The sequence below is a fragment of the Parapedobacter sp. ISTM3 genome (genome assembly GCF_016533505.1).
Classification (GTDB): Bacteria; Bacteroidota; Bacteroidia; order Sphingobacteriales; family Sphingobacteriaceae; genus Parapedobacter; species Parapedobacter luteus.
This window is the reverse complement of the sequence record NZ_JAENGN010000005.1, coordinates 17,948-41,046: the sequence shown is the minus strand read 5'-3', so window position 1 is coordinate 41,046 and position 23,099 is coordinate 17,948. Positions and strand designations below refer to the sequence as shown.

Annotated in this window: 18 protein-coding genes; 6 read left to right on the top strand and 12 right to left on the bottom strand. The window is 47.8% G+C overall.

Annotation, left to right across the window (positions count from 1 at the left end):
* Positions 1 to 2 precede the first annotated feature (2 nt).
* The 8 genes from JHJ32_RS08640 to JHJ32_RS08605 form a co-directional block, all read right to left on the bottom strand.
* Positions 3 to 2,585: a DUF5686 family protein gene (locus JHJ32_RS08640; RefSeq protein WP_200120724.1), complete on the bottom strand. Its 2,583-nt coding sequence runs from the start codon at positions 2,583 to 2,585 to the stop codon at positions 3 to 5.
* A 156-nt stretch (positions 2,586 to 2,741) separates the two neighbouring features.
* The gene (locus JHJ32_RS08635; RefSeq protein ID WP_079715397.1) at positions 2,742 to 4,076 is read right to left on the bottom strand and encodes an inositol-3-phosphate synthase; all 1,335 of its coding nucleotides are present in this window, start codon (positions 4,074 to 4,076) and stop codon (positions 2,742 to 2,744) included.
* Between the two features lie 26 nt (positions 4,077 to 4,102).
* Positions 4,103 to 5,104, bottom strand: a complete 1,002-nt coding sequence (locus JHJ32_RS08630) for an NAD(P)-dependent oxidoreductase (protein ID WP_079715176.1) — start codon at positions 5,102 to 5,104, stop codon at positions 4,103 to 4,105.
* A complete protein-coding gene (locus tag JHJ32_RS08625) occupies positions 5,101 to 6,219 on the bottom strand; it encodes a hypothetical protein (RefSeq protein ID WP_200120723.1) in 1,119 nt (372 codons plus the stop codon). The genes JHJ32_RS08630 and JHJ32_RS08625 overlap by 4 nt, the downstream gene beginning before the upstream one ends.
* Positions 6,219 to 7,424 (bottom strand): pyridoxal phosphate-dependent aminotransferase family protein, encoded by a 1,206-nt coding sequence (locus JHJ32_RS08620; RefSeq protein ID WP_079715174.1) that lies wholly within the window; start codon positions 7,422 to 7,424, stop codon positions 6,219 to 6,221. The genes JHJ32_RS08625 and JHJ32_RS08620 overlap by 1 nt, the downstream gene beginning before the upstream one ends.
* A 488-nt stretch (positions 7,425 to 7,912) precedes the next feature.
* Positions 7,913 to 8,410, bottom strand: a complete 498-nt coding sequence (tpx, locus tag JHJ32_RS08615; RefSeq protein WP_079715173.1) for a thiol peroxidase — start codon at positions 8,408 to 8,410, stop codon at positions 7,913 to 7,915.
* Positions 8,411 to 8,583: 173 nt separating this feature from the next.
* Complete coding sequence (locus JHJ32_RS08610; protein ID WP_233632564.1) at positions 8,584 to 10,713, bottom strand: carboxy terminal-processing peptidase; 2,130 nt, start codon at positions 10,711 to 10,713, stop codon at positions 8,584 to 8,586.
* Between the two features lie 154 nt (positions 10,714 to 10,867).
* Positions 10,868 to 12,004 (bottom strand): lipopolysaccharide assembly protein LapB, encoded by a 1,137-nt coding sequence (locus JHJ32_RS08605; RefSeq protein ID WP_079715172.1) that lies wholly within the window; start codon positions 12,002 to 12,004, stop codon positions 10,868 to 10,870.
* A gap of 441 nt (positions 12,005 to 12,445) precedes the next feature.
* Between JHJ32_RS08605 and JHJ32_RS08600 the strand changes: the two genes are divergently transcribed.
* Positions 12,446 to 13,726 (top strand): replication-associated recombination protein A, encoded by a 1,281-nt coding sequence (locus tag JHJ32_RS08600; RefSeq protein ID WP_200120722.1) that lies wholly within the window; start codon positions 12,446 to 12,448, stop codon positions 13,724 to 13,726.
* A gap of 56 nt (positions 13,727 to 13,782) precedes the next feature.
* Here JHJ32_RS08600 and JHJ32_RS08595 read toward each other — a convergent pair whose 3' ends face one another.
* On the bottom strand, positions 13,783 to 14,634 hold the full coding sequence (locus JHJ32_RS08595) for a glutamate--tRNA ligase family protein (RefSeq protein WP_079715170.1): 852 nt from the start codon (positions 14,632 to 14,634) through the stop codon (positions 13,783 to 13,785).
* Between the two features lie 344 nt (positions 14,635 to 14,978).
* Between JHJ32_RS08595 and JHJ32_RS08590 the strand changes: the two genes are divergently transcribed.
* Positions 14,979 to 15,956, top strand: coding sequence for a DUF4097 family beta strand repeat-containing protein (locus JHJ32_RS08590; protein ID WP_139378484.1), 978 nt, complete (start codon positions 14,979 to 14,981; stop codon positions 15,954 to 15,956).
* 20 nt (positions 15,957 to 15,976) lie between these two features.
* Here the strand turns inward: JHJ32_RS08590 and JHJ32_RS08585 are convergent, their stop codons facing one another.
* Both JHJ32_RS08585 and JHJ32_RS08580 read right to left on the bottom strand, forming a co-directional pair.
* Positions 15,977 to 16,873: an alpha/beta hydrolase gene (locus JHJ32_RS08585; protein ID WP_233632563.1), complete on the bottom strand. Its 897-nt coding sequence runs from the start codon at positions 16,871 to 16,873 to the stop codon at positions 15,977 to 15,979.
* Between the two features lie 33 nt (positions 16,874 to 16,906).
* The gene (locus tag JHJ32_RS08580) at positions 16,907 to 18,118 is read right to left on the bottom strand and encodes an alanine dehydrogenase (protein WP_079715159.1); all 1,212 of its coding nucleotides are present in this window, start codon (positions 18,116 to 18,118) and stop codon (positions 16,907 to 16,909) included.
* Between the two features lie 224 nt (positions 18,119 to 18,342).
* On the opposite strand from JHJ32_RS08580, the gene JHJ32_RS08575 reads away from it, so the two are divergent.
* From JHJ32_RS08575 to JHJ32_RS08560, 4 genes are all read left to right on the top strand, one after another.
* Complete coding sequence (locus JHJ32_RS08575; RefSeq protein ID WP_079715157.1) at positions 18,343 to 20,268, top strand: nucleoside-diphosphate sugar epimerase/dehydratase; 1,926 nt, start codon at positions 18,343 to 18,345, stop codon at positions 20,266 to 20,268.
* Between the two features lie 72 nt (positions 20,269 to 20,340).
* Positions 20,341 to 21,018: a tol-pal system YbgF family protein gene (locus JHJ32_RS08570; RefSeq protein ID WP_079715156.1), complete on the top strand. Its 678-nt coding sequence runs from the start codon at positions 20,341 to 20,343 to the stop codon at positions 21,016 to 21,018.
* Positions 21,019 to 21,094: 76 nt separating this feature from the next.
* Complete coding sequence (ribH, locus tag JHJ32_RS08565; protein ID WP_079715154.1) at positions 21,095 to 21,586, top strand: 6,7-dimethyl-8-ribityllumazine synthase; 492 nt, start codon at positions 21,095 to 21,097, stop codon at positions 21,584 to 21,586.
* A gap of 242 nt (positions 21,587 to 21,828) precedes the next feature.
* Positions 21,829 to 22,605 carry a hypothetical protein gene (locus JHJ32_RS08560; RefSeq protein ID WP_200120720.1) on the top strand — a complete coding sequence of 259 codons (777 nt, stop codon included), beginning with the start codon at positions 21,829 to 21,831 and terminating at the stop codon, positions 22,603 to 22,605.
* Here the strand turns inward: JHJ32_RS08560 and JHJ32_RS08555 are convergent.
* Positions 22,602 to 23,009, bottom strand: a complete 408-nt coding sequence (locus JHJ32_RS08555) for an RNA-binding S4 domain-containing protein (protein WP_079715151.1) — start codon at positions 23,007 to 23,009, stop codon at positions 22,602 to 22,604. The two genes, JHJ32_RS08560 and JHJ32_RS08555, sit on opposite strands and share 4 nt — an antisense overlap.
* Positions 23,010 to 23,099: the final 90 nt, after the last annotated feature.

Here is a 23,099-nt window from a genome sequence, read left to right as displayed (position 1 = left end):
TGTTAAAAATCAAGTTTAAACCGTGCACGCACGCCCCATTCCGGTACATCCGGGTTGTTGAGGTAGGTAAAGCGTTTCACTAAATCAACCCTAAACAGCTTAAAAATATTGGCTACGCCGGCGCTGGCTTCGATATACGGCTCGCGATGCAAGGTGTATGAAATCGGAATACCGTCTTGGTTTTGCTGGAAACGGAATATATTGGCATTGTACGCCGGATTGTTTTCGTCTCGCAGACCTCCCCAAATCCCTTTGAAGCTGAACACTTCACGTAATTTTAACCGCTTTAGCAACGGAATCTTATTGAAAAGAAAGCCATTCATGTAATACTGCACATTCAATGCGGCATGATGGTCGCTCACAAATTCAAGAAAATTCATTAAGTTGTATGAATTGAGCTGGTAAGCATACGTTTGGTTTGCACGATGTATCGTAAGCACAGGGAATGGCAAGCCATCACCGACGATATAGGTGCCTTCCACATTGACATCTGCGTAACCCAACTGCGATAGATAAACACGTTTAAAGATCCCTCCGGTCACCTTGTGATAATCATATTCGCCGTCAAGGAATCCTTTGATGCCCGCGGTATAATTCAGCGAAAAGATAGGGTACTTGTTTTCAATAGGTATCCGATACAGTTTGCTTTGATAAAACTGCTCGTACGGCGCATACCGCAGCCTTACCGTCACCTCTGTGGTGTTCAACTCGGGATGATTCACCAGGTTGCCTGTTCCATCCACATGCTGATAAGACAGAATACCGGCCGGCAACTGCCGCCACTTGGTAAACTCAACACCATAGGAAAAGTGATTATTCAGCTCATGCTGGTATTCCAGGCGATAAATGTCGTTGTACAGCCACCGGTGATTATCTCCTCGTTTGAAGGACAAGAGAAAGTTGTCCTCTTGGACAAACTGGAGCTCCTGACCGGGGATTTTCGTGTCCTTCTGATAACTCGCCCGCAGGTAATGCTGCGGAAAGTGGTAAATCGACTTGTTGTTAAAGGAATACGTACCACTGAGGAAATACTTCCATTTTTCGTCCCTGAAACCGTAAGCGGCGTAAGTCTCGGCGTAAAACCGCTTGCTTAAATCGGTCGTTGTACGGCCGCCTACCCTCAGCCGGAATCCTTCTACCGGGTTGAAACTATAGAACGTATTCACAGGCCCCACCTCTACCGGGCCAAACGACTTATAACCCGCCAACAAGAGTGTAGTAATATCCATAAACCTTCTGAAAGAAGGGATGGTCTGCAGGGTATCAACATTCTTATAGATGTTCAGTTCCCTGTTTTCCAAAGGCATATGCCGGGCGGCAATCCAGAAGTCCTCTTCAAATCGCTTTCCTTCTTCATAAGCAATTTCTTCGGTCGGTCCGGTATACATGCTATCCGGCTGAACCAAGCCCACTCGGTAATCGGCGTAATCAACGGTACGTTTCCCATATACGCCGCCGCCCCGGTTGGTCAGGGAAAATTCCATGCCGAGCTCGCTCCGGTCCAGATAATACCGCCCCTGTCCGTCCGGCTCGTATATCAGCGTCGCCTCCATACCACGCACGAAGTTGAGGTTTATTTCGTCACTCACTGTCAGCTCTGCACGTTTCACGGCATATTTGCCGTCGTGGGTAATGTACAGCCTCCCCGAAAACAACATATCTGTGCGGTTGCGGGGTACGAAGCTCAGCTCCACTAGCCACGGCTCTTCCGTCTTGATGGTATCCGTGATGAAAAATTTATAGAACGTAGGGGATGTACCGGCTGTCGGGCTCAAAAAAAGATTGGTTGCCAGCGAAATATTATTGTCATAAATATCGATGTCTTCGTACAGCCTGTTGAAGTAATCGTTGAGGCCCTCGTTATCGATAAATTTTTCATCAAACTCCGCACGCTTTTCGGCGGTCACGTATTGCTTCTTTTTATATGGGCTTCTACGAAAATATACCTGTGAAATTTTCTCATGCATATAAGCCGGAAGCATGTTTTTCCCGCCAATTGCCGTTGTGTCCTGCTCTTCAAAAAGGAACTGGTAATTCCGGAAAATCCGTCTATTGCGGAATTTATCCGAAAGATTACTCAATGCGAGCGATATTTTTTCATATTGTTCATACTGCACATAATCCTGTGCTTCCATGCGGTTCTCGGCTTTATTTTCGATCACCTTGCGGATCAGCTGCACGGCCGGGTTATCGCGGTTTCGATACCGTCCACGCTTTCCGACGACCACAACCTCCTCCATCATCGTTGGGTCGACATCCAGCGCCACGTTGATTGTTTGGTCTTCGCGCGACGTAACGTCGACATCGACCGGCAAATATCCGATATAACTGAAACGCAGTTTCGTATATCCTTGGGGGAGCTTGATTTCGTACCGTCCGTCTTCATTTGCGGACGTCCCCGTGCCTACCAGCCCTCCCACTACCGAAACGGACACATAAGGAAGCGTTTCCTTGGTCACTTTATCGGTAATCACGCCTGATATTGTAGTAACCTGGCCGTAAGCGGCGGTAATGAGCAATATCGCGCCCATCAGCAACGTAACCGCCAGCTTACTACAAAATCTTCTTCTAATAAATGTTGTCATGCTATTTCATACAGTGACGCCAAGAGCAGCCCCGCCCCAAAAATCGGCGGAACAAGGCATCCATCGGCAAGGATTAACCATCCAATAGAACAGATGGTACCTGCCAAACAGTCTTTCAAGGTATGGCGCATCGTGCGACGCGCCATACCAAAAGAACTAAATCATACTTTCTACCAATTCCTGATAATAGTCGAGCCCCAAATGGGTAATCAAATCTTCACCCATAATGTGCCGCAACGTATTTTGGAACTTAATCTGTTGTTTGAAAATGTCGTTTTCAGGCGGCAACCCGGGAGCCGTCTGCGGTGATTTAAGGTAAAACGAGAGCCATTCCTGGATTCCGAACAGGCCGGCGCGCTGCGCCAAATCAATGAACAGTGCCAGATCAAGTGCCACTGGAGCTGCCAATATCGAATCGCGGCAAAGGAAATTGATTTTTATCTGCATTTTATAACCCAGCCAGCCAAAAATATCGATGTTATCCCAGCTTTCCTTGTTGTCTCCATGTGGCGGATAATAGTTGATGCGGATTTTATGATAAAGATCTTTGTACAAATCGGGACTCTTTTTGGCGTCCAAGATATCTTCAAGCACCCCAGTTTTGGTCACCTCCTTGCTCCGGAAATTTTCCGGATTGTCTAGCACCAGACCGTCACGGTTGCCTAAAATATTCGTCGAGAACCATCCGGACACTCCGAGGGCACGTGCTTGCAGCCCAGGAGCGACAATGGTCTTCATCAATGTCTGACCTGTCTTGAAGTCCTTACCCGCAATGGCTACCTGCGCCATGATGGCCAGTTCAACCAATGCTGGGATATCGCACGCCAAGTGCGGCGCTCCATTAACGAAGGGAACACCAGACTTGATGGCTGCGTAAGCATAGATCATGCTGGGGGATATTCGTTTGTCGTCTTCGTCAAGGCCTTTCTCGAAATTGACCAGACTGGCATATACATCAACACCTTCGAAGTCTTCGATGTATTTTTCGGTGGAACCGCACCACAAGACCACAACCCGGTCGCAGCCATTGGCTTCCTTGAAGGATTTGATATCTTCGATTACGGCATCGGCCAATTCGCGGCGTGTCCCCTGTTTTACGTGGGCGCCATCTAAGTTTTTGACGTAGTCGCGGTCAAATACGGCCTTCATGGGTTGGATGGCTTCCAGCGTCTCCCGCACCTGATCCAGTTGCGACTGCTCCAAGACCTTGGCCTTGGAGGCCGCCTCATAGACGTTGTCCTCGTAGATGTCCCAACCGCCGAAGACCAAGTCGGAAAGCTTGGCTAAAGGCACAAAGTCCTTGATTAATGGATTACGGTTTTCCGTACGCTTACCAAGCCGGATGGTCGACATCTGTGAAACCGACCCTATTGGCTTTGAAAGCCCCTTATTAATAGCAGCCACGCCTGCGATCAGGGTAGATGCCACGGCACCAAGCCCTGGGATTAATATACCGAGCTTACCTTCTGCTTTTTTTACTTGATTTTCCATTTTTGTTACGTTTGAAATCTGTATAGCTATAACCATTGCTGCGCTTTATACCAAGCAATCGTTTCGTGTAATCCTTTTTCAAGGTCATATGCCGGCCTATAATCCAGCTCCCGACTGGCCCGACTGATATCGCACCCCCAGTTGGGTGCTGTCAGTTCCAGTATGCGCTCCGGATAAATCACCGGCGTGGTTGCCGACCTGCGATAGGCAAGCGCCATCCCCTCGGCTATCATGCGCACCATACCGGTCGGCAAGTGTATCCGCAGCGGCTTCTTGCAGAAAATACATGCAAGCATATCGGCCAAGTCATAGCGTCCGTAAATCCGCCCGTCGGAAATGTTATACTCCCGGACCGCTTTGTCTCCGGTCCCGAAAAGGGCTGCCTTGATGATGACCTTTGCCAAGTCAGTGGCATAGACGAAGCTTAACAGTTGTGGCGCTTTGCCGATGTAGGCGTCTACTCCCTTCGCTACGGCCCTGAAGAGCATAAGTAAGTCCCGCTCCCGGGGGCCATAAACCGCCGTTGGTCGGATAATACGTAGCGGTAAACCATCAATCGCTTTCAACCGTTGTTCGGCGTCCCGCTTGCTTCGCCCATATGCGGTGACAGGCTGCGGTATTGTGTTTTCGTCGATAAGCAAGCCCGGCTGGTAAGGCAACGGACCAATAGCCGCCAAACTGCTCACATACACAAACGAAGCCAATGGGATACCCGAATCCATGGCCGCCTGTGCTAAGTTTTGCGCATACTGCACATTTACTTGCTGATAAACCGCCGGAGATTGGGCACGGGTCACCGCCGCAGCATGCACAATATAACGATAGCGGCCGGCCGCTAACCGGGCAGATAAGCTGCTCTTCGTGTCATAAGGCAAATCTATCAGGCCTATTCCCATATCGCGCAGGTGGTCTGTACGGCTATGTGCACGCACCCCCGCGTCTACATCAAGCCCTTCGGCCTTTGCAGCATGGATAAGGTGGTATCCCAAGAAACCACTGCCACCCGTTATGAGAATTCGTTCGCTCATAGTGCCTTTTCGAAAATCCGGTAACGTTTATACAACCGCCCGTTTATTTGTTCAATCGCGTGATTCATCAGGTAGTTATGTTCAAGCATCCATGAACACTCCGCCCGATTATACGGGGTCTCACCACCGTTGCGGATAAGCTTTCCATACAAGCAGGCTTCGATGCCCAGTTTACGATAGCCCTCCAGTACACCCAGCATCAATACCCGGATCGATGTCATTTTCTTTTTCTGGAACAACAATTTAAAAATCCCCGTAGGCAACAGCCGCCCGTTTTTTATCCCAATCTGGATTTCATTGATATTGGGTAAACCCAGCGCAAACCCGATGACCTGGTCATCTTTTTCAGCTACGACACAAAACCGGGGATCTAAAATCAACTTCATGCTTTTAGCTGCGTGATCAAATTCCTCCGTCGTCATGGGCACAAACCCCAGGTTTTTGTCCCAGGCTTTATTATATACCTCACGGATTTTTGCTGCCTCACGTTTGAAATCCTTCAGGTTGATCTGCCGAATAACAATGCCCTTACTACGCAGCCTGTCCTCCATGCGATCGAGAAACCGTGCTATCCGCGTATTTGCCGTATCTCGCTCAACCATATAGGCCAGCAGATCCGTCATCTTGACCAGACCACCGTTTACCAGCAAGGCCTCATAGTACGGCTTGTTGTATGGCATCATGACCATGGGCGGACTGTCAAAGCCTTCCACGAGCAATCCGCAAGTGTCATTTGTTGAAAGATTGACCGGGCCTATCAGCCGATCTGCGCCCTTTTCCTTCAACCAACCTTTTGCAGCCGTTAGCAGGATGTTTGCCACCTTTTGGTTGTCTTCGCAATCAAAAAAACCGAAGAACCCGTCTTTGTTGCCCGTGAACGCATTGTGGTTGGTGTTGTATATCGCTGCGATCCTCCCTTTGATTTGCTTACCATCTACCACTAAAAATAGTTGGCTGCTCGAATGATTATAAAAGGGATTTTTCCCCGGCCATAGCAACTCTTCCTGCGCTACGTACAGTTCGGGTACATAATTGGGGTCACCACAGTACAATTTATGCGGATAGTCTATAAATTGCTTCAGTTGTGATTTATGCTTTATTGCCACCAACTGCATTATGACACCGCCTTTACTAACTCAATATTCAAAGAACAATATGCTTTTACTAATTTATCAATAGCTTCGTCAATTTGCTGGAACGTGTGGGTCGCCATGAGTGAAAACCGGATTAACGATTCATGCGGCGGTACAGCTGGCGAAACCACCGGGTTGACAAAAACCCCATTTTCTTGCAGAAGCTTGGTTACCCGAAACGTTTTCTCATTGTCTCGGATATAAATCGGCAGAATCGGGCTTTCCGTCTTTCCAAGGTCAAATCCATGCTCTACCAGCAACTTCTTTGCATAATCGGTATTTTGCCATAGCCGTTCGATATGCTCCGGTTCTGACCGGATAATTTGCAACGCAGCCAACGTACTCGCCGCAGCACCGGGAGTCATGCTCGCACTAAACATGAGCGAACGTGCCCGGTGTTTCAAGTATTCAATGGTATCCGCATCGCTGGCGATAAACCCACCCAAGGAAGCCAATGATTTGCTAAACGTGCCCATGATCACATCGACATGCGCGGTTAACCCGAAATGATCGGCTGTGCCTGCACCCTGATGGCCGATAACGCCGAGGCTATGTGCATCGTCTACCATTATCGCGGCATCATAGGCCTCCGCAATCTTTTGCAGCTCCGGGAGTTTGACGATATCTCCCTCCATACTAAAAATGCCGTCCGTAGCGATCAGCTTGACCGCTTCACCCGGCAGCTGAGCCAATTTGCGCTCCAGATCATACATATCATTGTGGGCGTACTTAATGACTTTGGAAAATGAGAGCCGACTGCCGTCAATGATTGAAGCATGATTGCGCTCGTCCAACAAGATATAATCGTTGCGCCCGGTCAGGCAAGATAAGGCACCCAGGTTGGCCTGAAATCCGGTACTGAATAACAATGCGGCCTCCTTACCGGTATAATCGGCCAAGTGGTTTTCAAGCTCTTCGTGAATATCAAGGGTACCATTCAAGAATCGCGAGCCGGCACAGCCTGTTCCGTATTTGGCAGTTGCTTTTTTTGCGGCTTCAATAATTTTCGGATGGTTAGTGAGACCGAGGTAAGAGTTCGACCCAAACATTAGAACCTTCTGGCCATCAATCACAACCTCGGTATCTTGGCCGGATTGAATGGCTCGGAAATAAGCGTATAGGCCACTGTCCTTAATGAGTTGTGCATCTTTGAAAGCTGCTACCCGCTCGTGTAGTCTTCTATTCATACATTCATTCGTTGATATAACATCTTGCGCCCAACACTGACAAATATTATTGACTAAGTCCCACACGCATTTTGTCCGTGCAAAAGAACTAGCTAAAACGGCCTGTAACAAGGCTTATTATTCGTCTGAATTGGTACAAAAGTCGGTTAAAAATTATTTGACAATTCATTAACAAACCGTAAATATAACTATCTACAAGAATCGTTGGATTTAAATTCGGCCAACTTCATTCCGAAATCGAAATTTTTACGTGAAAATGAGAAACAGCTACAATCAATCGGTTTTACCCAAACAAAACTAAAATAATGACTGATAAGAAATTACAAAACAAACTACCGAAATTTAACGCATTCTTGCAAGCGTTTTTCCTTGTTTGCGCACACGGTCATCCGACTTTTTGACCAAGCCTATCGCTGATGTCCTGCAATGTGGTTGAGCGGACTATAGGCGGCAATCGCCCTGCTTCAGCGGCTTTATACCATGCAGCCTTAAACGGCAGCCAACGCGCTGGCGTAATCCGGTTCATTGGCGATCTCTGGCACTTGTTCAGCATATTTTACAGTGCCTTGCTCGTCAATCACGATTACGACGCGACTCAATAATCCTGCCAATGGGCCATCCACAATCCGCAATTGATAGGCATCCGAGAAATTACCATCTTTGTATTCAGAAAGCGTCTCCACGTTATTGATGCCCTCAGCGGCGCAAAACCGCCCCTGCGCAAAGGGCAAATCTTTAGAAATGCAAAGCACGACTGTATTATCGAGACCAGCAGCCTTCTCGTTAAACTTTCTCACGGAAGTTGCACATGTACCCGTATCAATGCTCGGGAAAATGTTAAGTATTACCTTTTTGCCGTTATAATCTGCCAATGTTTTATCGGAAAGATTGCCAGCTGTCAGTTTAAAGTCCGGAGCCTGACTTCCTACAGCGGGGAGTGTTCCTGCAGTGTGAATTGCAGCCCCTTTAAATGTGATTGTTGCCATAATATGTTTTTTTTGGGGCTAATAATAGCAAATTATTGCCAGACCGGGAAAGATTTATAAATAGATGATTGGCGAATGACATACTTGCCATAGCCTGTCGCGCGTTTCAGGCAAAGGAAAAGCCACCTCGTGTGGCGTAAGGTGGCTTTTCCATTATCACAGGGTGCTATCTGTTACGGCCTTACCAATGCCACGTAATCGGCCATTACGGCTAAGCTTTCTTCTTGTATAAAATCAAGTCCTTCGTCCACGTTCGTAGCGGCACCACCGCCTAAAGGAAGATTGATTTTCATCTGTTGAAGTGCATCCGCACGACTCTTATTTTTCAAACGCCCCTCTTCCCGTTCCTTTTTCAGCCGATCTTCCTGAAGCGTGACGCTGGTTTCTGTCTCTTGCTTTTGCATCAATTCGATATCTTCTAACAGGAATTTATAAGCAGGCGATGCTTCCATGCGCGACTGGTGTCTGTTGACTAATTGAGTGATTGCCGGCCGCAGGTCAGCAATCGGGACGAAATCAGCCGCAGAAATTTGATCCCAGGGTAAGGCAGCTGGCTCTGAACTCTCTCCATATTTCTCCGCAGAATATAATGAAGGAAAAGTGATATCCGGCTCGACGCCTTTGTGTTGCGTGCTACTGCCTGTAATCCGATAAAATTTTGCCAAGGTAATGTTAATCTGACCAAACTGGGGCGCCCCCACGGGAAGGCCCTCCCTGTCATCCGCCTTCGCCTTCAACAATATGCGGTCGGTAGGGCTGATTACTCGGCTCATGTCAATAGCGGACTGAACGGTCCCCTTACCGTACGATTGCGAACCTAAAACAATTCCCCTGCCGTAGTCCTGTATAGCCGCCGCAAAAATCTCGGAAGCCGACGCGCTGAACCGATTGATGATGACCCCCAGAGGGCCATCCCACGCCACGCCCTCTTCCCTATCGCTGCTCACTTCGACCCGATTGCGCGTGTCACGCACCTGAACGACAGGCCCCTTATCGATGAACAGGCCTGTCAGCTCAATGGATTCTTGCAACGATCCGCCACCATTGAACCGCAAATCCATCACCACGGCATCTACCTTTTCCTGTTTCAAGGTGTCGAGCAACAGCCGCACATCGCGTGTCGTACTTTTATAATCGGGATCATTCCGGCGATAGGCCTCGAAATCGATATAGAATTTCGGCAAACTGATAATTCCCACCCGATAAGTCTTTCCATCGTCTCCTACCACTTCCTTTATCTCACGTTTGGCAGACTCGTCTTCAATCACGACTCGATCGCGCGTGAGCGATACGATCTTAGGTTCGGCAGTAAGTTCCTGCCCTGCCGGAATCACTTTCAACCGGACCACTGTACCCTTTGGCCCCTTAATTTTGGCAACCGCATGGTCCAGTTTCCAGCCGATGATATCCTCAAACTCACCGTCCTCTCCTTGAGCCACCCCCACAATCCGGTCGTCAATCTGAAGCGCCTTTTCTTTATATACCGGTCCGCCAACGATGATGTCTGCAACTTTTACTACTTCATTTTCCGTCGTAAGCCTCGCCCCGATACCTTCAAATGTATTGGCCATCTCCTCGTTAAATCGTTGGGCGAAATACGGATTAAAATAGCTGGTATGAGGATCGACGGCGTTCGTCAGCGCGCTCATTATGACCTGAAAAGCCTCATTGTTATCGGTCTTTTTTGCCATCGATATCAAATTCTTATAGCGGTTGATCAGCGTTTCCTTTTGTTTCACGGCGGCAGAATCACTACCGTTGCCACTGAGCCGAAGGTTAAGTAAATCATACTTCACCCGCTTCCGCCACTGATCATTGGCCTCTGCCTCTGAGGCAAACCAGCCTTCATTTTCGCGATTATATGTGTATCGCTCATCCACCGAAAAATCATGCGGCGCATCCACTTGTGTCAACGCATAGTCGAGCCGATCGAGGTAACGCTTCATATATACATTAAAAATATGATATGCCGCACTCAAATCGCCCGATCGAAAATCTTGCCCCAATGTACTCCGGTATTGCTCAAATTCATCAATATCAGCTTGCATAAGGTAGTTCTTACCCTGATCCATAGCCTTGACTAAATTATCGAAGATAACCGATGAGATCGAATCATTAAAAGGCACCTTCTTGTAGCTTATCGACTCAAAAAGCCCCACCACATCTTTGGCGATCACCGCGTGCTGAGGTGTAGGTTTTAAAGCCCCAGCCTCCGCTTCCAGATTGACGCGCGGCTTGGAACCACACGCCGCAATGGCTACAACAAATAATGCAAAAAAAACTTTCTTCAACATATTCTCCATACTACTAATATATTCTTCTTTATCAAGGCGGCGATTGGCGCACAACCTTGGCCTATCTTGAGCCGTTAAATTTACTCAAAAAAACTACTAATCTTTATTACGTAATCGTAATAGGATTTGTTTGGTTCTTATTTGTTACAAAACGCTCAAACATTCAGTTATCTACCGGCTTTTCCTGCCCCCTAAACAGCATGTTTTTGAGCATATCGTATCGATTGAGGGCCAGAGCCGCCCCATTGTAATCGCCTGCTTGATGATATAAATTACCCAACGCATCCTGAATAGCCAGCTGCATCCCTATCAAGTGATCTTTTCTCGCTAAATCGTCGGCCACCTTATACTCTTCAATGGCTACTCGGGGGTTACCCGAGTGCTTTTTTGTTTCCGCCAGGTTAAAAATAATCTCCGGTAATTGCTCCGCGATCCCATCCCGATCAACAATGGACTTCGCCTGCACTAAAAACCATTGAGCCTCGGGGTACCTATGTTGCAAGGTATAGATATCTGCCAGTGTACAATACGCGGCCGCTCGCCCCGCTTCGTTCCTCGCTCGACGGAACAGCGGTACCACCTTCCGGATGATGTCTTGCTCAGCTTCTAATGAGTGACCTTGTTTAGCTTTTATCAACGCCAACTCCATCATTGCACGGGCTTGCCGATTGTTACTCTGTGCCTTTACGGCGCGGTCGTACAATTGCCGATGAAGCGCGTGAGCCTTATCCAGCTCCCCTAATGATTCGTGGGTCACCGCCAGATTGTGTACGATAACTTCCCAATCTTCCATAAGGCCCTGCGCTTGCTTAGCTTGCATTGCCTTCTTAAAAAATTCGATAGCCAGATCCATGGCGCCCACGGCTACATATTCCATGGCCAAACGGTTTTCGATATCTGCCTTTAAGGCTTCATTATCATATATTGATGCCTGGTCAGCTTCCATCAGCAGTTTGCCTTCCACACTGGCTGCTTGCGCTTCCACGATGGGCATATATTTCTTCGTTGCGATCTTGCCTGTTACCTCCAGCCGATGATAATATTTCATTCGATTTACATACTCAACGACCACTGCAGAATCAACTTCCTTTTCGGCATACCGGTCGTCCAATAGTTCTTCCGCACTCTTTGGAGGCGGAAGAAAATACACCCGTGGTCCGATACCTGCAAATGTGCTGTCGTATTTGACAATATGGCCGGAGAAGTCAACCTTTTGTTGGGCAATAACGCCGGAAGGGATGCTCCACAAGAAGAAGCAAAAGCATGCTGCATACCGTAGCAGCTCCTGTTTTACGTTCATATCATTGTCCAATCCGCCACTAAGGTACGAAAATTGTCTTGGAAATGCGGTGTGTCTTTCTTAATTTAGCAACGCCAGCCAATCCACTGCTCTCTGTTTTTCTATCTGACATTGTACTTGCTAAAAAGATAATCCGTACCTGCTTCATACCCTATTCGCCATGAACGCATACGTTATCCGTAGTGGCTCCATAATGAGTCCATATTTTCCCTGCAAAATATGGACTCATTATGCAGTCATCATGGACTCATTATGGACTCATACCGAAGGAAGTATAAAGCGGATACCTTGTAGATGCGGGCAAGGTACGCAGATTAACTAAAAAGAGAGGCTCAAAACGGCTAGTCGGGCGCTGCGCTCAAATATACGGCAGTTTGGCTTGAATTGCAAGAAAAGGCCATTTGCATATCACGTTCAATTTCGCTAAGTTTGCTAAAAAATATGGCAACACAGATTCCCTTAGCTGAACGGATGCGTCCCATGACAGTTGACGAGTATGTCGGGCAACACCATATCGTTGGTGAAGGGGCAGTACTGCGCAACGCCATCCGTCAAAACAACATACCGTCCATGATTCTTTGGGGGCCTCCCGGCGTGGGCAAGACGACACTTGCCTATATTATCTCCAAGCAGTTGAACCGGCCTTTTTTCAGCTTAAGCGCAATAAACTCGGGTGTGAAGGATGTGCGCGAAGTCATTGATAAAGCCGAACAGCTCCGCAATTTCGAGCAGGAACAGCCCATCTTGTTTATCGATGAAATTCACCGCTTTTCCAAGTCTCAGCAGGACTCGCTGTTAGGCGCCGTGGAACGCGGGCTGGTCACGTTAATCGGGGCGACTACCGAAAATCCCTCTTTTGAGGTTATCTCTGCATTGCTCTCCCGCTGCCAGGTGTATGTATTGGAGCATTTGACAGAAAAGGAACTTGTCAGCATCATTAAAAAGGCACTTAAAGAAGATGAATACCTCAGCCAACAGCGGGTGGTGGTAAAGGAGCACGAAGCGTTGATCCGGCTCTCGGGTGGCGATGCCCGTAAATTGCTGAACGTGCTTGAATTGGTTGTCAATGCCGCAGGCGGAAAACCCCTGGAAATCACCAATGACTTTGTGCTCAAGCAGGTGCAGCAGCACATGGCCATTTATGACAAGGCAGGTGAACAACACTATGACATCATTTCGGCATTCATCAAATCCATCCGGGGCAGTGACCCGAATGCTGCTGTTTATTGGCTTGCACGGATGATTGAAGGCGGGGAAGATCCGCTTTTTATCGCGCGCCGGCTACTTATATTGGCTTCTGAGGACATCGGCAACGCAAATCCCAACGCACTGCTATTGGCTAATAACTGTTTCCAAGCCGTCAATGTCATTGGTTGGCCGGAAGCACGCATCATCCTTTCGCAGACGGTTACGTATCTTGCGTCGTCTGCTAAAAGCAACGCTTCGTACGAAGCTATCAATAAGGCTCAGGCATTGGTCAAACAAACCGGCGATTTGTCCGTCCCCCTGCATATCCGCAACGCGCCGACCAAGTTGATGAAACAGTTGAATTACGGAAAGGACTACCGCTATGCCCACGCTTATGAAGGCAATTTTGCGGAGCAGGAATTCATGCCGGAGGGCTTGAGCGGCATCAAGTTGTATGACCCGGGGAAAAATCCCGCGGAAGAAAAAATACGGGAAAAATTGCGAGAAAACTGGAAGGAGAAATACAAATATTAGTCCGTGCCAAGTATAGACGCCTGACACGGTTCTTCGTCCGCAGTGCTGCAGGCGACCTAAAAAACATCCACATCTCCCGCTGCAGCCAAAGGTAGATCCTTCCAGTCCGACACCGGGTACGCCAATCCAAGCATTTTTCCTATCATGGCATAAATCTCCGCTTTTCGTTTTCCTTGTTTGCGGAGATATTGAATGGAAGTGGCGCCGGCAGACTTTGATAATTTTTCGTTATTACCGGTCTTTAACAAGGCATGATGATAGCATGTGGCCGCAAGAAAGGAGCGATAGCCAAGCACGGCTGCTAAATATCGCTGGGCTAAGGTCGACGCCCATAAATCCGCACCCCTCACTACCAAATCTACACCATAATGCACATCATCGACCAGGGAAGCCAGTTGGTAGGCGGGGCACCCATCCTTTTTACGTACAACGAAGTACTGCATCATCGGGGGAAGGTGAGCAATTGCCGTATCAATACGCCAATTGTATCCCAATGCATCTAACGGCAACCTTTTATCTTTACAAGTGCCGGTATATAAACCCTGCGGATGATGATACATCAATGTCGTGCGCGAACATTCACAAGCAAACACTATTCCGCGGTTGCGTAGCGCACTCAAGGCGCCTTGATATACCCCCATCCGATGGTGTTGCGAATAAGCGGTGCGGTAATCATCGTAATTCCGGGGGCCTTCATCCCAAGGGAGCTCGAGAAAATCCAATGTATCGAAGATATCCACCACATATTCCGGTTTTACCCGTTCGCTATCCAAATCGTCAATGCGCAGGAAGACTTTTGCACCATACCGGTTTGCCAGCATCACCGTGATGGCAAATGAAAGCGCATTACCCAAATGCAAATAGCCACTAGGCGTGGGTGCGATACGGGTCCTTACAAATTGTTGCATGCCGAATATCAAAGTTAATATTTTTAAAGCAAAACTGCACGCTTTTGACACACCGATTGTCCGTTTTCGAACAGCGCTGAAAACCACCAAAAACATATCATCCTGATTTACTGACTATTGAAATTTAGGCACGTTCTTTAATATTTTTTTGGCACATGCGTGCAACGTTTTTGAGTCCATCGCGTCTTTAGCATGACTGGGGCTTTAGACAAATCAGCTACGCAACGGCAATGAAATTGAGATTTAAAAATATTAATAATTATGTGTGTTTGTGAATCACTGGATAGCTGGTATCGCTCCCCGCGACTAACCAGCTCCCAGCTGATTCGTTAAAAAGCAAAAAAATGGATAAACATTCACTTACTTTAGGCCTTTTTCTCTTGTTGGTCGGCAAGGGCTGGGCACAGCAGAACCAAGTGTTGTATACCACGGAAAAATTTCCGGCAAGCAGCATCACGCAGGTAGATGTACAGACCGGAGGCGGCCAAATCACCATCAGCGGAGATGCGACGAGTGAAGCATCCGTGGAAGTGTTTCTCCATGCCAATAACAAGGCCGACGCCCGCACGACGGACGAAGTGACGGCGCTATTTAAAAAGGAATATGACTTTTCCCTTGCCGTACAAAATGGCACACTGAAGGTCAGTGCCAAACGTAAAAATGGCCTCCGAGGCAACCAGTCGCTATCGGTTTCTTTCCATATTGTCGTGCCTGAAAAGGTAAATACCAAGCTTCTCACAGGTGGCGGTTCAATCAAGCTTGAACGTTTGGCTGGAACACAATCCTTCAAAACGGGAGGTGGGAGCCTCCAGTTCGGCAGCATCAACGGTATCATCAATGGCGAGACGGGCGGCGGAAGTATTACCGCCACGAATTGTAAAGGCACCCTCAATCTTGTCACCGGGGGCGGATCTATTGCGCTTGAAAAGCTTTCTGGCACCATCGACATCCGTACTGGCGGCGGCTCCATTAAAGGCTCGCAGCTCACCGGAACACTGGCCACTAATACCGGGGGCGGCAGCGTTGAGCTCAAGGACTTGGCATGTGAACTGGCGGTCAACACCGGAGGCGGGAGCATTTCGGCATCATTGGCGAAAACGTCCGGTCCCATCAGCCTCAAAACAGGTGCCGGAAGCATCAACGTCAAACTCCCCGCAGGCGGTGGTTATGACGTAGACCTGCGCGGTAGCCGCGTGAATGCGACAAACCTCCGTAATTTTTCAGGCAGCCAGAAAAAAGATGAATTAAAGGGCCAAGTAAATGGCGGTGGTGTGGCGCTTACAGCCAGCACAGGCAGCGGAACGGTGAACGTCTCGTTTTAAGTTTTTACGTTAAATGAGGATCAAAAATTACCAAGCCACACCAAAAAGTGGTCAAGCCACTTGTCGGCCGTGGTCTTATTGTTCAAGCCAAATCCGTGTCCGCCTGCCGGATAGGTAATTAGTTTTGCATTGACTCCATGCTGTTCCAACGCTTCGACGTATGCTTGGCTATTGGCTATGTACACCACGTTGTCATCCTCGGCGTGCACCAAGAAAGCCGGTGGTGTGTCAGCAGTAACCCGCATTTCGTTGGAAAATAAACTGATATCTTCCGGTTCAGGTTGGCTACCCAATAAGTTATTGCGTGAACCGGCATGGGTCATCCCGGGTTGCATGCTGATAACGGGGTAAAGCAACAATGAAAAGTCCGGCCGGAGCGAAGTGCCTTTGGGATTGTCGATCAACGCCTCTGCATAGTGGGTTGATAAGGTGGAAGCCAAATGCCCGCCAGCTGAAAAACCAGCTATGCCAATCTTATCGGCCAGGATACCCCACTCGTCAGCCCGCTCACGCACCACTTGCATCGCCCGCTGGGCATCCTGCAGGGGACCGATACGCTTATCCACCATGATTTCATCCTTTGGCAGACGGTACTTCAACACAAAAGCTGCAACACCATTTGCAGCAAGCAATTTTGCCACATCATGACCTTCGTGGCTAATGGCTAATATGCTGTATCCACCGCCGGGACAGATGATGACCGCTTTGCCCGTATTGGCCTCCCCTTTGTCTGGGAAATAAGCAGTAAGCGTGGGGACCGTCACGCCGGAAACACGGGTTATCCCATTATCATCAGTATTCGAGGTTTCTTCCAATTGAAAAGGCTTACTATTCGGCACGTCGCCGTCATAAAGATTCAATACCGCCTGGCCATTGGCCAGCGTTCCGGCCGCTAACATCCCGCAACATAACATCATCGTGAAACATTTCATAAATTAATGGTTTTATTATCAATGGTTAGAAAGCACCAGTAAATCCAAATCCTTTGGGGTAAGATTGAATTTATTGGCAATATCTTTATTGGTCAGGTAACCTTGGTAAAGGTAGATAGCATTGCGAATACCCGGTTTTGCCCAAATCAAGTTCATGATGCCCCCCATTTCGCCGATATCCAGCAGAATCGGAGTAAAAATATTGGTCAGCGCATACGTAGCCGTGCGCGCCACCCGCGAAGCAATATTAGGCACACAATAATGAATAACATCGTATTTGCGGAATGTCGGCTGTTCGTGATTGGTGATTTCCGACGTTTCGAAGCATCCCCCTTGGTCAATGCTGACATCTATCAACACCGAATTCGGTTTCATCTTTGAAACGGTCTCTTCACTGATAATACAGGGGCTACGTCCGTTTGTAGCGCGGATGGCGCCAATGACAACATCACATCCGATGACGGCTTTCCGCAGCACAATGGGTTGGATAACCGACGTAAACACCCGGCTGCCGACATTATTCTGCAAACGCCGCAAACGATACACCGAACTATCAAACACCTTCACTTGTGCACCCAGCGCTATTGCCGTTCGCGCCGCAAATTCGCCTACAGTACCCGCACCGAGAATAACCATTTCCGTAGGGGGAACGCCTGTAACACCTCCCAGCATTAACCCTTTGCCGTCAAACACATTACTCAGGTATTCGGCAGCAATGAGTACCGATGTGGCGCCAACAATTTCGCTCATGGCACGCACTACGGTGAGGGTATTGCCTTCGTCGCGCAAATATTCATAAGATAGCGCAGTCACCTTCTTTTTCATCAGCGCCTGAAGATGCTCAAGGGTCATCAATGAAGGCTGCTGGGATGAGAGCAAGACCTGGCCACTCCGCATCAAGCCGATCTCCTCCAAGGTAGGCGGGGCAATTTTGATGATGATGTCGGCTTTATAGACTTCTTCCTTATTATGCACGATATGTGCGCCCTGTTCGCTATAATGGTGGTCCAGAAAATTGGCCGCGTCACCTGCGCCGCTTTCCAAGACCACCTCATGGCCATTTTCAATCAGTAGTGCCACAGAAAGTGGAGTCAGCGGCACACGGTTTTCCTGGAAACTGATTTCCTTGGGAATTCCTATATACAGGTTATTCTTCTTTTTACCTGTTTCGAGCATCGCCTCCTGCGGCTGCAATAGTGCCTGACGGGCCAGTTTCGATAGCTCACTCATGATCGCTCACTTTATCCACAAATTTTTGGGTTCAACATGCGAAAATAATCAAAGTTTTAATAAAATCGGTCAAAATATAAAGTAAGGGAATACATCCGGCCTGCACCCCCCTTTTATAAAACAGAATTAAAATGCCTTAAAACTTGTTTGGTATAATAAAATGAGTATATTTGATGCGCACTTAGGGTACTATAGCATCAATTTGCCGCCTTTAATCGCTTTGGATGTTTGATAGATTTAACATCGTTCCCCGTTGGATCATTTTCACGCTCGATTTGTGTTGTAGTGCATTTGCATTGTTTTTTGCTTACCTGCTGCTCAACAGTTTCAGCTACGAAACCATCAATTCCACCGATTTTAGCCGCAAACTCCTGGTCGTATTGGGCGTCAGCACGCTTGTATTTTATAAGCTAAGGATGTATGCTGGCATCGTACGTTATACCAGTGCGTTAGACTCCGTCCGAATTTTGTCCTCCGTTGCCCTGTGCATAGCCACACTGTTCCTGCTCAATACCACCCTTGTTGCTTTAAACCATGCGCCGCTATTGTCCAACAGTCTGCTGATTGCTTATGGTTTGATGAATTTCCTGTTATTGATCATGTATCGTTCCACGGTCAAGCTGTTTTTCTTGTCTATCAAAAACATGAAAGTCAACCGTAAGCATACGGTTATCTATGGCGCAGGCGACGTCGGCATCGCCGCTAAACGCACGCTGGACCATGATCACAGTGCCAACAGTGTGGTTATTGGATTCATTGACGATAATATACAAAAGGTAGGAAAAATTATCGACGGGGTACGGATTTATCATACCGATTATTTTGAACAGCTTATTATACAGGGCAAAGTAGATGAGCTGATCATCTCGTCCCACAACATTCCGGTGGCCAAAAAAACGGCCATTGTCGACCGGTGCTTAGCGCACAACATCAAGGTGTTGACGATGCCGCCGGTGCACCGTCTGATAAATGGTGAAGTAGCGCCCAATCAAATCCAAAAAATGCGAATCGAGGATTTACTGGAACGCGAGCCCATTAAAATAGACAATCAGTCCATCAGCAAGCAAATCCGTGGCAAACGGATACTGGTGACCGGCGCGGCCGGATCGATCGGCAGCGAAATCGCCCGGCAATTGGGAAAATATTCGCCGCAGATGATTATTCTGAATGACCAAGCCGAGACACCGTTGCATGAGCTGCAACTGGAGCTGGAAGACTTACAAAAAAATCAAGTATACCATGCATTTATCGGCGATATTCGGGATACCGACCGCATGGAATCCCTGTTTCGGACGTTCAAACCCCACTATGTATATCACGCGGCGGCCTATAAACATGTGCCCATGATGGAAAACCATCCTGTGGAGGCCGTACGCACCAACATCATGGGCACACGGCTTCTCGCGCGACTGGCTGTGGCCTATGGGGTTGAAAAGTTCGTTATGATTTCGACGGATAAAGCCGTCAACCCGACGAACGTTATGGGAGCGTCGAAACGAATTGCCGAAATTTATGTACAAACCTACTACAACCATTTAGCTGGGCAAGCGCTGTTTAGTAGTGATGGCACGTCATATACGCGTTTCATTACCACGCGGTTTGGCAACGTTTTGGGTTCCAACGGATCGGTAATACCACGTTTTAAAGCTCAAATTGAGAAAGGAGGCCCCGTAACGGTCACCCACCCTGAAATTACCCGGTATTTTATGACTATACCCGAAGCCTGCCAATTGGTGTTGGAGGCCGGATCGATGGGAGACGGTGGCGAAATCTATGTCTTCGACATGGGCAATTCGGTGAAGATTGTCGAACTTGCGAACAAGATGATTAAATTATCGGGGCTTATCCCCAACAAGGACATCAACATCGAATATTCCGGCCTGAGGCCAGGAGAGAAATTGTACGAAGAACTACTCAATGATTTGGAAAATACCCTGCCTACACACCACCATAAAATCATGATCGCCAAGGTAAGAACCTATGACTTTGAATGGGTGGAAAAGAATATAGACGACCTCATCCGAATCACTAAAACCCAAAACGAACGGGAAATAGTCTTGAAAATGAAAGAATTGGTACCCGAATTCAAAAGCAACAACTCCATTTATGAGGAGTTGGACGAAAAGCGGAGACGAGGCATTGACATTTAAGAAGGTGTTGCAAAAAAACCTTGGATATAAATTGTAAAAGTGTATTTTTGCAATCCGAATTTAAAAACAGAAATGTCAAGTAATCAAAAACATAAAACGGTGGAGACAGCTCCCACAAAGAAAACCGGAAGCTTCATTCTTGAAAACCAAAAGAGCTTGGTATTCATTATCGGCGGGATTGTCGTGTTAGTATTGCTTTATATCGGCTATCAGCGTTTTTACTTGGCCCCACGTGCCGAAACCGCAGCTGATCAACTTTTCAAAGCAGAAGGCTACGCCACTATCGATTCACTGCAGCAACGAGCTATCGACGGCGATGGTTCCTACCCCGGCTTTAAGGAGATTGCCGACGAATACGAGAATACGAAGTCGGCTAATATCGCAAACGCGTACCTCGGTGGGCTGTACCTACGCCAAGGCAACTATCAAGAAGCCATCAGTGCCTTGGAAAAATACAGCAATACGGGGAGCACGATATTGGATCCGTTGGTTATCGGCATGCTTGGAGATGCGTATAGTGAGCTCAAGGATTACAAGAAAGCAGCGTCTTACTACAAAAAAGCAGCTGAAAAAAATTCAAACCTATTTACTTCACCGCTGCTGCTTAAAAAACTCGGACTGGTGTACGAGGCACAAAATGACTTCAAACAAGCGGTTGATGCATATAAGCGAATCCAGTCAGATTATCCCGAAAGCCAAGAGGCTACGGCCGTGGAAGGTTATATCGCACGTGCTGAAGCACAGTTATAAGTTGGTCACAAAAAATTTAACGCAAACGCGCTAACGTACAAAGCTGCCAAAAAAGCAGCTTTTATTTTGACTATATATGGCAAGTCATCATAAGAGTTTATCAGATTTCTCCCATATGGAGATCACCTCAGCCACGACTTACCGATTTGGCATTGTAGTGTCGCAATGGAATTCAGCAATTACCGGGCCTTTGTTGGATGGCGCATACGACGCCTTAAAAAAGCATGGAGCAAAGGAAGAGAACATAACCATCGTACAGGTACCGGGCAGTTATGAGCTGACCAGTGGCGCCGACATCATGCTTCGGGACAGCGGAATAGACGCCGTGATATGTTTAGGCTGTGTCATACAAGGCGAGACCAAGCATTTTGACTACATCTGCAGCGCTGTTGCTCACGGCATTACCCACGTCGCGTTGAAACACAATAAACCCGTGATTTTCGGCGTTTTAACTACTGATAACCTTCAACAGGCGTTGGACAGGGCCGGGGGGAGACATGGTAACAAGGGGGAAGAGGCGGCGGTGACGGCCATTCAGATGGCAGCATTGAGCGCTCGCATCAAATAAGTTGTATATTCGCAGACAAAAGAAGTCGACATGAAAAGGACACTCATCATCGGTATCATGTTCATTATCTGTGTTTCGTTTGTGATGCAGTCCTGCTCAAGACAGACCTGCCCAGCTTACAACACTTATCCAAAAACAAAGCGGGTTCGATAATTGTTATTATTATTTTAACAATCATTCATATCGTATTGCGATCATTCATGTTTTCACGTTTTCAAGGCAGCTAAAGCATTTTAGCTGGATTGAAGAATAGAATTATAGCGATGATGCACCATATTATTCAATTCAAACTAGGCCTATTCGTTGCTTTATTGAGCTACGCGGCGGTCGTAAAAGGGCAGGTTGCCACGACCAATACTGAGGTCGCCGATAAGCTATGGGAAGCAATTGGCGGAAAAGAAAACTGGCAAAATGCGCGGTATTTTATGTTCAGTTGTATCGGCGGCGAAAATCGTGCATTTATCCAAGGCGAGCGCAAATATTTGTGGGATAAACAAACCGGAAACTGCCGCTTTGAAGGGATTACAACAGATGACGAAAGTCTCATCGTGCTTTTCAATGTTAAGACAACGGAAGGCACCGTATACCTCAGCGGAGCAAAGTTGGATAACCCACGTACCGAAGCAGACATCGTCAAAGAGATCGCCGCCGAATTTGAAAACGATGCCCGCCTCCTATTCCTGCCTACCGCCTTGGAAGGCGACCAGGCCTCCTACACCGTAGCTGAGGAAAAACTGGTCGGCACACAACGGTTTACTGTTGTGAACATCAAAAACCGTAAAACGAGCTTTGAAGCGGCCGTCGATGGTCAGCTGTACATTGACTCCCAGACCGGTCAGGCCCAGCGGTGGCGCCCAAACCAAGTGCCCTATCACTTCGTCATTAGCGGATTTAAAGATATCGGGGGCGGATTGGTTTTGCCGACCCGCTTCATCGGTAGTGACACAACAGCCAGCGTTACCTACCCGCTTGCCGCGGCATTGGTCAATATAGAAGGCCAGAAATTCAGCGAGCCCTAATCGTCTCCTTCATCCCACCAATCGCTTTTCAACCCATCAATCTCACGTCGTTCTTTTTTGGTGGGCCGGCCGGTCCCCCTGTCCCTTTTGAGCAAAGGTGCATGATGCACGGATTTATACCCATAGGTATCCTCCACGGGCGTATGATCTTCATAAAAGTTAACGGCCGTCTTAGCATCCACCCGTTTATCCAATAGCCCTGTCACTTTTATCACTTTCCGCTCGATACCTTTTTGGATATGATAGCTATCGCCAATCTTCACGATATTGGAGGGTTTTACATTCTGTCCATTGAGCTTCACCCGGCCAGCCTTGCACGCTTCGGTTGCAAGACTCCGCGTCTTGAATATCCGGATAGCCCATAAATATTTGTCTATACGTAGTTTTTCGCGCTCATCAGCCATAAGGCAAACTTAGCGAAAAAGCACGGCATTCGCCAATAAGCCAATGATGCTGGCCAAGCCTGTATATTGCGCAAACAGCAAAAGCACAGA